The sequence below is a fragment of the Paenibacillus sp. GCM10023252 genome (assembly GCF_042653305.1).
Lineage (GTDB): Bacteria > Bacillota > Bacilli > Paenibacillales > Paenibacillaceae > Pristimantibacillus.
The window spans coordinates 394,667-411,144 of sequence record NZ_JBHSHW010000009.1 but is presented as its reverse complement, the minus strand read 5'-3'; the positions used below and the strand labels follow the sequence as shown (position 1 = coordinate 411,144).

The following is a 16,478-nucleotide window of genomic DNA, read 5'->3' as shown; positions in this document are numbered from 1 at the left end:
GATAGCAGCAATGAGGAGCATCATGCAGCGTCTATTCTATAATCATATAAGTATTAAGCAGCGCTTGCTGTTGTACTTCATCCTTCTCGTACTGCTGCCTTCTACCTTCATCTCCGTTACGTTGTATAACAAGTCCTCCACCACCATCTCGAATAATATGACCGATTCCATCGCAAGGAACATGAATATGATGCATATGAATTTAACGCAAAAGCTGGAAGAAATCAATGATCTTATGACGAATATTTACTTGAACAGCAAGCTTCAAGAGATTATCTCCTCGGACAAGCCGATGAATGATGTGACCACGATTACAGAGATTGCTGAACTTAATGAGCTGCTTAGAAGCTACAATCTGAAGAACTTATCCAATCATTCCATGAACGTTAAGCTGTATCTTATGAATCGACCGCAATATCCGCTATACAATTTTATTGGCAATGTGTATACGATGGAGACGATTCAGAACCAGCCCTGGTATCAGTCTATCCCTTACAAGACGCAATACAGCGTGCTAGGCTTATTTCCCGGCGACACCGGCAGCAAGCAAGAAGTTGTTATTCGAATGATTAAGCGGATCTATAATCTAGACAGCCTTACACTGCCCTATGCAGGCTTATTAACCGTCGATGTTGATCTGGCTACGTTATATGATGTCATTATCGCAATGAAGCCTTCTCCCGGGAGCCAAGTATTCCTGCTGAATGAAGAGAATCACATTATGGTCGGGCCGAAGGACGCTCTTGTGGACACGCCCTTCCAGTCCCTATACCCGGATATTCAGCTGCATGCTGCTGAGAAGGACACGAATGATCGCGAGAGTGAATTCTACTCGAATCAGCTTGTACTCAATGGAGTGGATACGTTAACTGCCATTAAGGAGCTGCCCGCCCTTGGCTGGAAGATCGTGTCCCTGTCACCAGTGAAGGATCTTAATCGGAACCTGCTTTCATTTCAGAAGGTCATGATTATCGTCCTGCTCGTCAGCCTTGGCTTCGCCATCCTGCTCTCGTTCGTCCTGTCTAACAATATTACGAAGCCGCTGAGCAAGTTCGTCAAGTCAATCAGCGCTGCCGAGGATGATCTGTTCAACGTCACGATTGAGTACAAGCGCAATGATGAATTCGCGTATCTGTTCCATCGGTTCAACAATATGATTAAGCGAATACGAGAGCTGATTGACCGCTTATATGTGACCGAGGCGAATAAGAAGAAGGCCGAGCTTGAGGCGCTCCAAGCGCAGATTAATCCGCACTTCCTCTATAATACATTAGACTCAATTAACTGGATGGCCTTGAAGAAGCAAGCGCCTGAGATCAGCCAGATGGTCACCTCTCTGTCAGACTTCTTCCGGCTCAGCCTGAACAAGGGCAATTCCATCATCACATTAGGCGATGAGCTGAAGCAAGTCGAGGCCTATCTGACCATTCAGAAGATTCGAATGAGCAGCAAGCTGTCTTATACCATCGAAGCTGACAGGGAGGTTCTCCCCTTGCTTACGGTCAAGCTCATCGTGCAGCCTCTAGTGGAGAACGCGATTCTGCATGGATTCGATCAGTCTCGAGGACGAGGTCATGTTGCGATTGAGGCCTTCTTGCAGGACAACGGGCTCGTCTTGCTCGTGACGGATGATGGATCAGGTACAGAGGAAGATGTACACAAGATTAACGGACTGCTGGATCATGCTCACGATCAGACGGCATCATTCGGCATTCGTAATGTTAACGCTAGAATTAAGCAATGGTTCGGTGAACAATATGGCCTTACCTATGAAGCCAACACCAGACATGGACTTACTGCAAGGATTACGTTACCCGCTGCGAAGACGATGGAGGAATGATGATGCTGAAGATGATTATTGCAGATGATGAGGAGATCGTTCGTGAGGGGCTAAGCTCTGTTATTCCATGGCATGACTATGGGGTTGAGATTATCGGACTTGCTGAGGACGGTGAAGAGGCTTACCGCATGTGCCAAGAGCTGAAGCCTGATATTCTGTGCACCGATATTCGCATGCCGCTCATGGACGGATTAGGACTTGCTTACAAGCTGAAGGAAGAGGAGAACAGCTCCATCCGAATTATTCTCGTCAGCGGAGTGCAAGACTTCGAATACGCGAAGACCGCATTGCGGGTAGAGGCAGAGGCATACATACTGAAGCCAGTGAAGATTCAAGAGATAACCGAAGTCATTCAGAAGGTAGTTACCAGTATAGAGCTTGAGCGAAGCAGCCGATCTAATCATGAGCAGCTTCGCAAGCAGCTTCAGGACAGCATGCCCGTTCTAAGAGAGAAGCTGCTCGCACAGCTCATCTCAGGGCATTATGCCCATGAAGCTACTGCTCTCGAGAAGGCGGAGTTCTATCACATACCCTATACAGCCGGTGATGCTATGGCGGTCGGTGTTCTGCAGCTCGATGATCTGTCCCATGCGCTGCAGACATTCAGTGAAGAGAATATTCAGCTCATATTTTTTGCCATCCACAATGTGGTGGAGGAGCTAATCCGGACGGTGGAAGGCGGATTCCTCTTCACTAATACGCTGGAGAATGAGCTCGTTATCTTCTTCAATGAGAAGATGCTGGCAAGCAGCAGATTCGTAGAGCTTAGCGAAGAGATTACTCGATGTGTGAAGCAATATGTGAAGGTATCCGTATCCATTGGAATTGGCTCTGAAGTGCGTTCACTAACTCAGCTCAGCCTCTCTTATCAGGAAGCGAAGAGCGCCTTGCAATATACCTTCTTCTCGGGCAAGGGCTCTATCGTAACGATTGATGATGTGGATCAGCTGCATCATGCGAAGAATGAGAATTACATGCATCTCTACTCTTTGGAGAAGCAGCTGATGATTATGCTTAAGCTAGGGGATACGAACGGGGTTAAGGAGCTGTCACATAAGCTGTTCGAAGAAGTCATTCTTCCAAGCGGTCAGAGGGTAGATCAGGTGTACTACCTCTGTACGGAGCTCGTATTCCATCTCGCCCGAACCTTCCATGAGCTTGATGAATCCTTCGAGCACATCGTCTCCTCGTCCATTAGTGACGTCCTGCAGATGCTGGAGGGAATGCGCAACATAGATACTCTTAGAGCCTACCTTGAGTCGATGCTGCTTGATATATCGGCCTACTTCAACAATAAGCATCATTCCAAGAATCAGAAGGTTGTCTACAAGATCAAGCAGCACATTGAGAAGCATTATATGAACAATATAACGATTCAATCGCTTGCCGAGGAGGTATACTTAAGCCCGACTTATATGTGCCAGATTTTCAAAAAAGAGAATCATGACACCATTATTGAGTACCTCACCAAGGTAAGGGTCGAAAAGGCAAAAGAACTGATGAAGTCCCCTGATCTCAAGCTGTTCGAAATTGCTGAGATGGTTGGCTTCGAGAATGCCACTTACTTCACGACCGTGTTCAAAAAGCTGACTGGCATTCTTCCGGGCAAATATCGCGAGACGCTGTAACTTAAAAGGGGCTGACCTCTCACAAGTCTGAATCGACTTGTGAAAGTCAGCCCCTCCTTCCTATACCTTGCGCAATACAATTAACTCACTTGTGAAGTCGGCTTCAAGCTGGACTTGAATGCCTCTACTCATGAAGGATCTGCCGCTCCTCCGCACATCACTGCCCTCAATCGAATACGCAGCATCTGGATCAAGACCTCTAAGCCGAATTGGATAGAACGGCATTCGGAACTGTTCAGACCGGCGCAGCGCGAATACGACGGACTCAGACTGATCGCCGCTTACATACTGGACCGCTGTATCATCTGAGGCACGGGGTGAAGCAATTCGATAGAGACTGCCTTCCTGAATGGTCCGTCGAATCCGCTTGTACTGCTCAATATATTGCCTGGACTGCTCGAGCTCTTCCTCTGAGAGCTCATTCAGATTCATGCCGATTCCGAGTGAGCCCATCATGGAGCTGTGGAAGCGATACTTAAGCGGAGCAGACCGCTGGTTAATATAATTAGGAGCATCGGTTACCCAGCACATCATCGACTTGATATTGTAGGCTAAGGAGTATCCTTCCTGGATACGAAGGCGGTCATAGGGATCCGTATTATCCGATGTCCAGAATTGAACGACATACTTCATCATGCCTAGATCAACACGCCCCCCGCCTCCGGAGCAAGCTTCGAACGCCACATTCGGATGCTGCTGCTGCAATCTATCCAGGATGCTGTAGATGCCTCTCGTATGTCGTACCCATAGCTCTTGCTCCCGTCCTGCTGGTGCATTCGGCCAGCCTGGCTCAGTGAAGTAACGATTCATGTCCCACTTGATGAACGAGATGTCATTCTCGCTTAGCAAGGCATGCATGACACCGAATAAATGCTCCTGTACATCCTCTCTTGCAACGTTCAGTACACATTGATTACGGGATAACGTTCGATCACGGCCTGGAAAGTGATAGATCCACTCTGGATGGCTGCGGAACAGGTCGCTGTCCGGGTTAACCATCTCCGGTTCCAGCCAGATGCCGAACTGCATGCCGAGCGACTTCACATGCTGGATGAGCGGCTGCAGTCCATTCGGGAACTTGGTTCGATTGACTGTCCAATCGCCCAGCCCTGCCTGATCGGAATGACGCTCACCGAACCAGCCGTCATCCATGACGAACAATTCGCAGCCAAGCTTCGCCGCCTTCTCCGCTAATCTCATCTGCTGCTGTTCGTTGACATCGAACTTGGTTGCCTCCCAGGAATTATAGAGGACTGGCCGCAGCTGGTCAGCACACGGAAGTACAGATTGAAGCTGATACCGATGCAGCTTGCGGCTCGCCTCTCCATACCCGGATCCTGAGTATCCGCCTATACTGATGGGGGTGGTGAACGTCTCCCCCGGCTCCAGCTTCCAGGAGAAGTCGAAGTCATTAATGCCAGCGCCAATCAGCAGGGATTGATAAGTGGTCTGCTCCGCTACGATCTTCCAACTGCCGCTGTATGCAACTGCACCGAAGTACACTTCTCCGAACTCCTCATCAGACAACCCGAAGTCAAGGAAGAAGAAGGGATTCATCTGATGGCTGCCGGTTCCTCGTCTGCTCTCAATGACCTTCTTGCCAGGCTTCAATGGCTCGGTCTGAATCTGCGTCTCGCCTGCCCATAGACCCGACAGATAGCTCATTCGATATTGCGGCTGTATCGGCAGATGCCAGATCGCGCTCAGCACCTGTTCCAGGCGAATGTCTTCAGTCCCTTCATTGTGCAGCTCCACATGCCTCTCCACGATATCTACAGCTGCTCGAACCTTATACACTAATCGAACCGTCAGAGGCTTAAGCGCATCCTTCAGGACAAGAACAAGCTCATCCTCCGCTGGCTGCTCATAAGAATGATAGACAAGGACCAGATCTCGAATACCGTCAGCGAACGTTACCTTAAGTCCCGGTTCATCGTAGTTAAGCCCGCCCCAAGGCATAATCTCCTGACGGCTGTAGCCTTGATCATCCTCTAGGATCCATATTGGACGGTCATCTGCACCCGGCAAGTCTTGCTCATCAACCAGCTTGGCCCCCCAGTAGAGATGCTGCAGCTTGCCCGCTGCATCTACTCCAATTGCATAATCGGAATGCTGCATCCGCAGCATCCATACCGGAGACTTGCTGTCTGCTACTTTTATCATAGGTTCTCTCCCCATTTCACAATCCTAAGCGTTTTCACTTCCGCTTAAGCGTATCAACGGGACCTGGTCCAATCAATGAACAATCTTGTCATTCCTATTCATATTTTATGTTACTCATGATCGACGACGAATCGGCCTGTATGATTTGTATAGAATACGAAGCTAGCTGTCTGTTTATCGTATTTTCCATTTTTGACTGGAAGCCGTTCGCCATTCTGATCGATACGGTAGGCAGATAGCTTATTGCCCTTCTCACCATCAGTCAGCTCATAAGGAATAGATAACTGCAGATACTTCTTGCCATCCAAGTCTGCTGCATCTTGACCATCTACTTTAATGGTACAGGTGTAGAACGTGTAGGCCTGAAGTGCATCCTGACCCTTACCTATCGTAACTTCAATAGAGTCTTCATAAGATTGAACTGCATCCAATGCGACAGCTGCATGAGCGAACGGATTGCGAATAAGGATCTGCTTAATTCCGCTATCTCTGGCAGCTGTCCAGCCCTCTGCAGGAATGGTAACCTGCACAGATTGTGCAGTTGAATGAGAAGGTACCTCAATGGTTACTACCTTATGGTCTGTTCTGGCGTGCTCGACGGCCTCTATCAGATCACCTGCTGGAATGCTGACCTTCAAGCTTCCATCAGCTGCTAGGACGGGAGCTGTAATAACGGTGCTTCCATCCACCTCATAGTCTGGCTCCTCTCCCGTCCCCCCTCCTGTATTCTCTTCCAGAGTGGTGACGCGAAGGGATGCGCTGGCAGCTGACTGACTATTTTCGGCATCGTAAGCGACGACCGTCATGTCGTAGACCGTTGCTGGAGTTAACCCTGTTACATGCAGCGAAGTGCCATCAACCGAACTAAGCAATTGATCTCCGGAATAGACAAGATAGCCTGTCACTCCCTTATCATCGGAGGAAGGGTCCCAGCTTAAGGTGAATGCGTTACTCGTTACGTTGGCTGCAGCTAATCCTGCAGGTGCAGCAGGGGCCTCATTAGGCCGCACAGGAACGAACTCATAAGCACCGACATCCATTCCTTCTCCAACAGGCCGGTCAGTGCCTGCATAATCCTTAGCTGAACCCACCGCTGGGTTGCCTGTATCAATAGCAGGCGAGTCAGTCTTCAGGCGGAAGTCATATTGATTTCTATCGACGAATTGCGGATCAATAATTCGGTCATGCGGTCCTCTCACCTTCACGCCAGTCGATGCGCCGCCGTAATAGATATTGTAATCGTACACGGTATTTTTGTTGCCGCTGTTGTCATTCACACGCTTCATTGGATCGGTTGCCACAGCAATATTGTTCATAACCCTGCCGTTCGTCGTTGTCTGAGCGAAGATCTGTCCCCAATCCAGTTCAGGGGTCACATTGTTGCCGTATGCCGTGTTGTTGAAGATATCCACATTATTGCTGTTGTACGAATGAATGCCCGAGCCGCCGTTCTCATACGCAATGTTATTCTCCACCAGCGTTCTTCCGGTATAAGCGATTGGCACGCTGTTCGGGAAGTGTGTCTTAATCTGACTGTTCAAGAAGTCATCAATAATAATCCCATTCCCGTCTGACCAGTTTTTGGAGATGTGCCACTTCACCTTCGTCTCATTGCGATAGGCAATGTTGTTGCGAATAATATATTGATATTCATTGTCTGTCGCATAGTCTGCAGTGTCCATCGCATGGAATACAGAGATGCCGCTGTTAGCAAAAGCGCTTCGGTTCGCCGTATCATGAACCTTATTGCCTTCAATGACGAGATAATCCGCTTGATCGGTATAGATTCCGCCGCCCGGAACATCATGAACATAGTTATTGCGAATCTCAACATGAGTGGGAATGATCTTATCCGCATAATTCGCATTAGCATTCGCCGGCCTTACCGCAATGCCATTCGTGCTGTAAGCGCTTGTCTCCTTGCCCCAGGTTATATTGCCCGACGCTAATCTCTCGTAGACCGCTTGTGCATCCTCAAGGGAGATATTGTTAGAATTCCCCTCAATCTCAAGACCCTCCAGCTTAATGTAAGATGCTGTAATCAGAACATGGTTCCAAGCTGTCTTCACATGCAGCTTAGGCTTATGGCCCGGGTATGCTTTGTAAGTAATATACGCTCCAGGAAGACCAGATCTCTGAATCTTAACGACACCTTCATTATGGGTGCTTGACTCCAGGTAAGTTCCGTTCATGATATACACGGTATCCCCCGGCTTGGTCAGATCGGCCGCCTTCTGAATCGTCTTGAAGGCCTGATCTTCTGACAAGCCCGTACCATTATCATCCCCACTGACTCCATTCACATAATAGGTCAGATTGGTAGGTTCATAGCTTGTTATAACCGTCACCTTCGTCGTATCTGATCGTTCACCGTCTGTAACCTCTACCTCGAAGATATCGGCCCCTATATAGCCTGCGTTCGGTATATACTTCCACGCATCCGTCGCTGCGTTCTCTACGACAGACGTGCCATTCTGGGGAGGAGTCTTAATTCTATACGTAAGGGGATCATGGTCAGCATCCAGCCCTCTAATATATCCCGTCGCCACTGTATCCTGTGTAATATAATGTTGCACAGCCTGCAAGGAGTCTGGCGCTGTGTTCACCTTAACGGCCTGGTAAGACACCTTGTCTATCGTACCCGCCCACAGGTTGCTGGTTGCGGTTGCCGAGATCTTCATATAGATGCTGCCAGTCCTGAAGCGGTCTGCTCTGTACTGCTTCTTACTATACCAGCCTGTAGCGCTGCTGCCGTCAACAAGGGTCGTTACTGCCAGATTCACCTTCGTATACGTGATATTGTCGCTGGACTCATACAGCTCGAATGCTGGATTGACGGACACTTGAGCTGCCATCTCTACCGTATCCATCGTGAAGCTCAGCAGGTGACCAGACACAGACTTGTAAGTAACATAAGCACCTAATCCGTTCGGCTCGAACTTGCCTGAGGTGTCGAAGCGAGAGTTCGTGACGAACATATTGCTCTTCGCAAGCGTATGAGTGAAGTCATCGGCTTCGTCTGTGAAGCTCATGGTTGGACCTGAATATTGCTGCTTATAGTCGAAGCTGACCGTCTCCAGCAGGGAAGAATAGTCATTCGTATTAGTGAACATCACCTTCAGATACTGCGTTCCTTCTGGCAAGCTTGTCGCTGTATAGCTGTACTTGCCATACCATCCCGATGTACTAACCCCAGGGGATAGCTGGGTTACACGATACTGGACGCCCGGTGCAAGCTTCGTGTAGGTGATGTCATCGGAAGATACATATAATTCAAGCCATGGCTTGGTCTGGGCCAGCTCCTCTATGTTGAAGCTGATCATATCTGCTGAAGGTGACTTGTAGATCACATATTCATTAGCAGACTTGTTCGAATAGACTCGACTCTCCTTGGTATAAGGAGATGGCGGCGTAGTTGTCTGGGTTCCAACATTGAACCAGCTTCCCACCGTAATGAGAGGTGACTTGGCATAGACAAGACTCAGGTTAACGGCTGAATCCGTGAAGGTCTCTCTAGGTCCGGTATACGCAGGCTTAACAACATTGGCGTTATCTACGATGAGATGGCCGAACTTATCCGTGTACCTCCAATTATTGCCGTCTCCATTCCAGGTGCCTGCAGAGTCACGTGTTCCGCCATTGTCATCATCATTGAAGGTAAAGTCTAGGCCAACACTCATTCTATCCTTAGCAGTGATGCCCAGCATCACCCAAGGAATAGCCACTTCGACCGCCCAGCCTCCTGCTACCTGTGACGTCTTGCCTACTACACCAGCAATGGAGCGTGAGGCTCCTTCCACGACGGCATTGTCTCCATATCCAATCTTCAGGTGGCGGTCATGAGAATCATAAGCTGCCGTCTTGCTGTTATCTCCATCGATGAAAATCTCAATACTATCATCATCATACATCGAAGCGCCTGAATCTCTATGAAGCTGTTCATCGGTTATGACATAGCCGAGGTACAGGTAATCGGAATCCGACACCGACCCGAACAAAGCGGTATTATTGCCGTATATTAATGAATGGCGAAGCTGCCAGGCAGGCTCATTCGGCTGCCCGTCCAAGGATGGTGTACCTTCCTTCGAGACGATAGGGGTATGCTTACTGCCGCTCAAGAATAGCGTTCCGAACGTCGAGGGGTTGCCCCAGTTCGTATTCCCCTTCGCATTCCACGTAAGCGTAGCTTGACGCCCTGCACTGCCGTCTGGTGTATCATTGTCATTGTTGGCAATGTCGAGTCCAACATATAATCCTTCCTTCGCCGTCACCCCAAGGCTGCTCCATGGAATCTTCACCTCAACCGAGTATCCGCTGGACGTGCTGCTTACAGCCGATGTAATGGCAGGCACAAGCGTTGCAGGAGCGTTGGACTTCTTCACGGCTACCTTATTATCTGCGGCCCGAATGAATATCTGATAGTCATTGCCATCATACGTAAGTGACTTCGCATTGTCCCCATCAAGGAATAGCTCAATGGAGTCATCTTCATATAAGAGTAGATCATGGTTGTTATTGACGATAACGCTATCCTCTACCTTAACCGCCACATACAGGTTATCATTGTCCCATAACGTGTCATAGGTCACCGTGTTGTTGGAAGTAGAACCTGCCACGGTGTTATTCAGTACCTTCGCCCCTAACTGCCATCCCCCTTCGCTGATGTTGCCATCCAGCACAATACTAGACAGAGTCTTTTTCGCTGCATGCAAGCCGCTAACCGCAGGATCCGTCACAGCCGACCATGCGGTCTTGGCCCCTCCCAAGCCGATTGGCGCAAGCAAGGCAGCCGCTGTCACTGCTGCCGCCAAGAAGCCTGCGACTTTTTGTTTTCTGTTCTTCTTCCAATACATAACATTTCCTCCCTTAATGTAAGCGTTTAACCTGATTTCTAATCGATTATATATGACCTTCCCTCTGGTCAGAATCAAATATCTTAGGATTCCTATCATAATTCACGCTGACCGCAGTAAGAGAATGACAAGGAGGAAATCCATTTCTATTCATATTTTAAGATTGCTATCTTAATATTAGGGGAAGTTGGACATTCATGGCTTCAAGGGTTGTCACCATTCTACTAAGCTATTAATATAGTTAACGAGTAGTAAGCGCTGTCATAAATATTTCCAATTGGCCGCTTCCATACTCAATCGACTAGGAAAGGAGCATCGTGGAACATCAGCTTGTCCATCTAATCTTCATTACTCGAGAGGAGTTCATTACATGTCCATGCTACAATTATTCAAACCTAAAGCAGCTATCATCTATAGTCTTGTGCTTGCGCTTACAGCTGGTTGGTTCACCTTACCCTCACAGGCAGACGCGCTGAATTCATCCATCTACGTTGATGCGGTGAACGGCAGCGATAGTACCGGCGACGGAACAGAAGCGAAGCCCTACTCTTCTATTAGACGAGCCTCCATCGTGACCGAGCCCGGCGATACGGTCTATGTGAAGAATGGCACCTATTACGAGACGAGCGGACAAGCCGTCGTTGAGATTAAGCGGTCAGGCACACCAGGCTATCCGATTACTTACAAGGCCTACCCCGGCCACAATCCAGTCCTTAGAACACAGAATGCATGGAACCATATCATCATTAACGGTGCTTCCCACATCATCATTGAAGGACTTGAGATCTATGGCTATAACCAGACCATTACTCAAGCTGAAGCACAGGCACGCAAGGATCATTTCCTTGCTAACCGGGCTGGTGGAACCGTGAATTGGACGTATATGGCGCAGACCAATACGAATGGCATTAGCATTAAGAATGATACAACGACCAACTCGTATCCGCATCACATCATCATTCGCAACAACAAGGTACACGATGTTCCTGGAGGCGGAATCTACACGGATCGGGCTGATTACATCACCATTGAGAACAATACCGTATACAATAATGCCTGGTGGTCAATCTATGCCAACAGCGGCATCTCTATCTTCCATCCTTATGACACAGACAATAACACAACAACCTACAAAAATATTATTCAGCGCAATAACGCTTATAACAATGAATCAAGACTCATCTGGTATGTGACAAATGACTATTCGGACGGAAACGGCATCATCGTCGATGATACGAAAAACAAGCAAATCGGCGCAGCCGCCTACAAAGGGAAAACACTAGTCACCAATAATGTATCGAGCAGTAACGGCGGATCTGGTATTCACGCATATTCAAGTGAAAATGTTGATATTATTAACAATACAGCTTATCACAATGGCCGGATTATTAACGATGGCAATATCTATGCCAACTCTTCCAACAATGTCAAGATTCTCAACAACATAATGGTAGCACGGAACAGCACATCAAAAGTGAATTCAAATTATAACAACACCAATCTAACTTATGATTACAATATTCATTATGGTGGGATTGTGGCCATTCAAGGGTCGCATGACTTGAACACCGATCCTAAGTTCGTTAATCCTTCTGGCGGGAACTTCAAGCTTAATGCTGACTCTCCAGCGATTGACAGTGGAACAAGCACACTTGCGCCTTCTGTTGATTACACAGGCAAGGCACGTCCAGCAGGCGCCGGCTATGACCGCGGTGCTTACGAATATTAAGCGTGAACAACTAAAGGCTGCTGAGTCTAGGATAATCCTAGCTTCAGCAGCCTTTTTAACTAAGTCCGTAATAGCAGAGGAAGATATTAACTATCCAATGTTGTCTGTCATTCCGATCAATCTCTTGACTAGCCGAGGAGGCAGCCATATCGTGTTAGTGCGTCAACCTTGCAAGCACAGATTAATGGTACACTTTAATCTCAGCTAGATCTATCCATTGCTTAACGATTCTATCAAACTCCTGCTCCAAGTATCGTTCCGTAACATTGTCACGTACTTCCTCGAAGCTGGAATAGCCACCTTGCTGACGCTTCACACACCTGATGATTTTGAAGCTGTCCTGGTCTTGAATAACCGCCAGACGCACCTCCCCTACCTTCATATCCTTTATTCCTTCATATAAGGCCTCCCGATACTTTTCCACATTTCTGCGGTCGGCATCGTTGATTTGCTCCTCGGCAGTCAATCCCTTGAGAGAACGCCGCTCTGCATAGAGCTTCTCAAATGGCTCTCCGGCACTTAATCTGTCCAGCAGCAGCTCTGCTCTCTTACGAGCATCATGAGATTCACCAGGCTCAACCAAGGCCTCAAGCCAATAGCTGTCCATTTTTCGGGCTAACTTGTCCTTATGGGCTTCGTAGTAAGCCAGCAGCTTTTCCTGACTACTATCGATTTCCTTCCCGCGCAGCTTGTCCTTAAGAGCCCGCTCCGCCTTGGTCATCAGAGAATGATAATAGGGCTTCTCCGTGTATTGCTTGGGTCCGTAGATAGGCTCATTATTTTCCAATGCCTTCGACCGTCTCAGATTCTCCACATCCATAGCCTCTAAGAAGGATTTCTCCCCGATAGGAACCGGAATGGACCGCTTGACAGCCTCCAGCTGGATCACCCTTGTCCTAACAGCAAGAGCTTGCTCCTTCACCGATAGTTCCACTCCGCTCTCCAACCCGGATTGCCCGGTAATCCATTCCAATTCCTTCTTGGTAACTAGACTCCCGTTCACCTTGATCACAGCCTCCTCGCCGGGCCGATTATCCTCCCCCGCATAGCAAGCTGTTATAAGGAACATGGCAACCAAGAACAGAAAAATCTTGCTGCGCCTGGCTATCATCCGCATCTTCCTGCCTCCTCTCCACATTCCTGTTCATCTTATGGAACGATGGATAACGTAGGCCGCAAGCCCGTACTGCTGTGCTCACTTGAAGCATAGCCGACACGGGTGGTATTTCCCGCCGCTGAAGCCGTATATACGCGAATGGAGAGCTTCTTACCGGAAGTCATGGCAGCTTGAACCTGTGAGGTTACATTGATTACGACTGGAGACCCCGGTGTAATGGTATAGGTACCCAGTACCGTACTGGAGGAGGGCTTAGTGGACCAGGTGATAGCTCCTTCCGTCCAGCTGTTGTTACTAACCAAGGCAATCGTATGCTGGATTCCAGAGCCATCTGCAACAGTCGGATTTAACCTAATGGACGCACTTGCAACCGTTCCTGTAAAGGCACCAAAATCAAACTTAAAGTAGCCCTCGCGGTTCCAGTCAGGTACATCTAGCTTCACATCAATAGAATCAGCTGTCGTTCCGGATTGATTAATCCCGGCGTGTACACCGTCCCGTACCGTTGCATCGTCGGCTGCTACGTAGCTGTTGGCCGGCACTGCTTCGCTATCTTGTCCGTTATATGCACCACGGTTAGGCGAATTGGAACTTGATACCGGGTTGCCCCAATAGTCCTTGCCACCATTGTTGCTGATTAAGACTCCGCTGCCATATGACGGTGAGCCAGATTTAAGCTTGTACCCGTCAACCTGATTGCGAGCAATGCCCGTTCCCGGCGCCACGAGCATAGGATCAGAGGTCAGCTTATGCGAATCATTCGGTTCACCTGATGTGTGCACGCCATATATCGTGTTGTAGTCGAATGTGATGGACTGGAATGTACCTAGGCCCTCCCAAGCACCTGCACCAAGAAGGTAGAAGATATTATTCTTAAAGGTAGCGGTACCGCCATACGCAGTCCCTGCGAACGGCTTGGTGGTGGAGCTTGCGTCCAAATAGATGGTGTTGTTATACACCTGCATATTAGTGGGACCGCCAGAGAATTCGAACAGCCTTGCTTTGTCGTTCTGGCTAATGTTGTAGCGAGCAATTAGATTCTTGCTGACGGAAGGATAGTTACAATTACAGGTTAGCAGAAACCCGCCTTCATTATCATGGCTGTAGTTGTATTGTATAATGGTCCCGGTCTGTCCATAATCAAAGTCAAAGCCTTGGCCGTCCAATGTCGTTTTGCCGCCGCTGGCTTCATTATATTGAATTATGGTATTATCCGCGCTCCATGCCCAAATGCCAGCATTGTAAGTTCCTGAACGCCTATTGAAGCCATTCACTGTGTTGTATTCCACAATCGCTCCGTCCGTAACCTGTGGCACGATGCCATCCCCGCCGACGTCGTGCACATAGTTATTTGAGATTTTGACATTCGTGCTCGGATACCAATCTGGTGTTCTGGTGCAGTTAGAATCCGGTCTGCACCACTGCCTGGAGACGGTTACGATACCGCTTCGGTCTACAGCAGGCCCTACCGTGTTATTGTCAATCAAGACGTCGTTGTAATTGGATGGAACGGCATTATCAAGAACAGCTATCATGATTCCTGCACTTCCATCCTCATTCTTCGTGTTGTCTCCATATACATCATGCACATTGTTATTTAAGATATGAATATGGTTCAAGGTGCCGGCGTTCTGATTTACGACAAAGATTCCTCTGCGTTTGCCATTGGTAGCCCTTACATTATTCAGGATCTCAAGATTCTTAATTTCCCAATACTGCTGGTTTTTCAAGTATACGGTTGAAATATTGCCATTACCATTAATTTTGGGAGCCGCACCCGAACCGTAAGCATCAATAATAATGGGAGCATTGCTGCTTCCCGAGCCTTTCGGCTGAAGCATACCTGTCCAAGATCCCCCGCGAGCTAGCAGGATACGGTCACCGGGTAAAAATTGTTTGTCATTCACGTTGGTGAAGTCAGCCCAAGCAGAAGCTGTAGACGTCCCATTGCTGCTATTATTGCCTCCATTGCTGTTGATGTAATAGTCTTGCGCATAGGCTTGTCCTGTAAAAATAACGACGGTTAAGCCTAACACAAACAGACATGCGCTTGCCAATCTGACCCATACATTTCTCATTAATTGTGCACCTCCAATGTAATTGCTTACACAAGCCATTGCCATAACCCTGGTTGAAATTGAAGAGCGGCTGTAGTAGGGCATCACCCCCTTCAAGTTATTTGTCGTTCATAAGATGATAGCGCATACATTTCATCTGCTATAATACCGCTCACAGAGGAACGATAGCCCCTGCAAGCGGCATGTTCATTATTCCTTCACAGCCCCAAGTACAATGCCCTTGACGAAGTACTTCTGTAGGAATGGATATACGATCAAGATCGGTAACGCTCCGATGAAGATTTGAGCAGACTTGACTGTACGCTGCGACAAGTTCTCTAAATCCTTGGGATCGATGCTCATCTTGCTGAAATCCTGCTGCACTACGACTGTCTGAAGGAAGGTCGCGAGTGGATACATGGTTGTATCCATCATATAGATTAACCCGTCGAACCAGGAATTCCAATGCCAGACCAAGGTGAACAGCGTAATCGTCGCCAGAGCAGGCATGGATATAGGCAAGTGAACACTAAATAAAGTACGGAATAAACCGGCGCCGTCGATTAGAGCCGCTTCCTCCAGCTCTACAGGAATCGTTCGGAAGAAATTCATCAGCAGAATCATATTGTAAGCACTCAAGGCGCCAGGAAGGACTAGTGCCCATATGGTGTTGATCAGATTCAGATTCGTAATCAGAATATAGCCGGGTACCAACCCGCCTGAGAACAACATAGTGAAGACGAAGAACCACATATATACATTCCTTGACTTGAACTCCTTCATCCGCTTGGACAGAGCATAACCTGCAAATATGATGACGGCCATCCCTATAGCCGTTCCAAGTACAGTTCTTAGAATGGAGACCATCAAGGACTGGGTAAATGCAGGATTGTCCATCGTCTTCGCATAGGATTCCAGAGTAAAGTCTATAGGAATTAAGTTTACAAGGTTCGCCGTTGCTGCCGATTTGCCGCTGAACGATACAGCCAACACGTGGATGAGAGGAAGGATACACAGTACAGATAAGCTGAGCAGAAAGATATGGTTGAATAAGCTGAATAGGCGATATCCTGTTGTTTTATAATACATGG

The 16,478-nt window shown here is 48.2% G+C and carries 8 protein-coding genes; 3 read left to right on the top strand and 5 right to left on the bottom strand.

From position 1 onward, the window contains the following. Positions 1 to 10: 10 nt before the first annotated feature. Together ACFO9Q_RS07645 and ACFO9Q_RS07640 are read left to right on the top strand one after the other, a co-directional pair. Positions 11 to 1,840 (top strand): sensor histidine kinase, encoded by a 1,830-nt coding sequence (locus ACFO9Q_RS07645; RefSeq protein WP_379180366.1) that lies wholly within the window; start codon positions 11 to 13, stop codon positions 1,838 to 1,840. Beyond that, complete coding sequence (locus ACFO9Q_RS07640) at positions 1,837 to 3,468, top strand: response regulator (protein WP_379180364.1); 1,632 nt, start codon at positions 1,837 to 1,839, stop codon at positions 3,466 to 3,468. Before ACFO9Q_RS07645 ends, ACFO9Q_RS07640 begins: the two co-directional genes overlap by 4 nt. Before the next feature lie 60 nt (positions 3,469 to 3,528). Here the strand turns inward: ACFO9Q_RS07640 and ACFO9Q_RS07635 are convergent, their stop codons facing one another. Then, positions 3,529 to 5,631 (bottom strand): alpha-galactosidase, encoded by a 2,103-nt coding sequence (locus ACFO9Q_RS07635; RefSeq protein WP_379180362.1) that lies wholly within the window; start codon positions 5,629 to 5,631, stop codon positions 3,529 to 3,531. Between the two features lie 110 nt (positions 5,632 to 5,741). Next, on the bottom strand, positions 5,742 to 10,484 hold the full coding sequence (locus ACFO9Q_RS07630) for a sugar-binding protein (protein ID WP_379180360.1): 4,743 nt from the start codon (positions 10,482 to 10,484) through the stop codon (positions 5,742 to 5,744). Between the two features lie 370 nt (positions 10,485 to 10,854). Between ACFO9Q_RS07630 and ACFO9Q_RS07625 the strand changes: the two genes are divergently transcribed. Next, positions 10,855 to 12,213, top strand: coding sequence for a choice-of-anchor Q domain-containing protein (locus ACFO9Q_RS07625; protein WP_379180358.1), 1,359 nt, complete (start codon positions 10,855 to 10,857; stop codon positions 12,211 to 12,213). Between the two features lie 181 nt (positions 12,214 to 12,394). Here the strand turns inward: ACFO9Q_RS07625 and ACFO9Q_RS07620 are convergent, their stop codons facing one another. The 3 genes from ACFO9Q_RS07620 to ACFO9Q_RS07610 form a co-directional block, all read right to left on the bottom strand. Further along, on the bottom strand, positions 12,395 to 13,330 hold the full coding sequence (locus ACFO9Q_RS07620) for a peptidylprolyl isomerase (RefSeq protein ID WP_379180356.1): 936 nt from the start codon (positions 13,328 to 13,330) through the stop codon (positions 12,395 to 12,397). Positions 13,331 to 13,362: 32 nt separating this feature from the next. Then, positions 13,363 to 15,408: a DUF7594 domain-containing protein gene (locus ACFO9Q_RS07615; protein WP_379180354.1), complete on the bottom strand. Its 2,046-nt coding sequence runs from the start codon at positions 15,406 to 15,408 to the stop codon at positions 13,363 to 13,365. A 189-nt stretch (positions 15,409 to 15,597) separates the two neighbouring features. Then, positions 15,598 to 16,476 (bottom strand): carbohydrate ABC transporter permease, encoded by an 879-nt coding sequence (locus tag ACFO9Q_RS07610; protein ID WP_379180352.1) that lies wholly within the window; start codon positions 16,474 to 16,476, stop codon positions 15,598 to 15,600. Positions 16,477 to 16,478 lie beyond the last annotated feature (2 nt).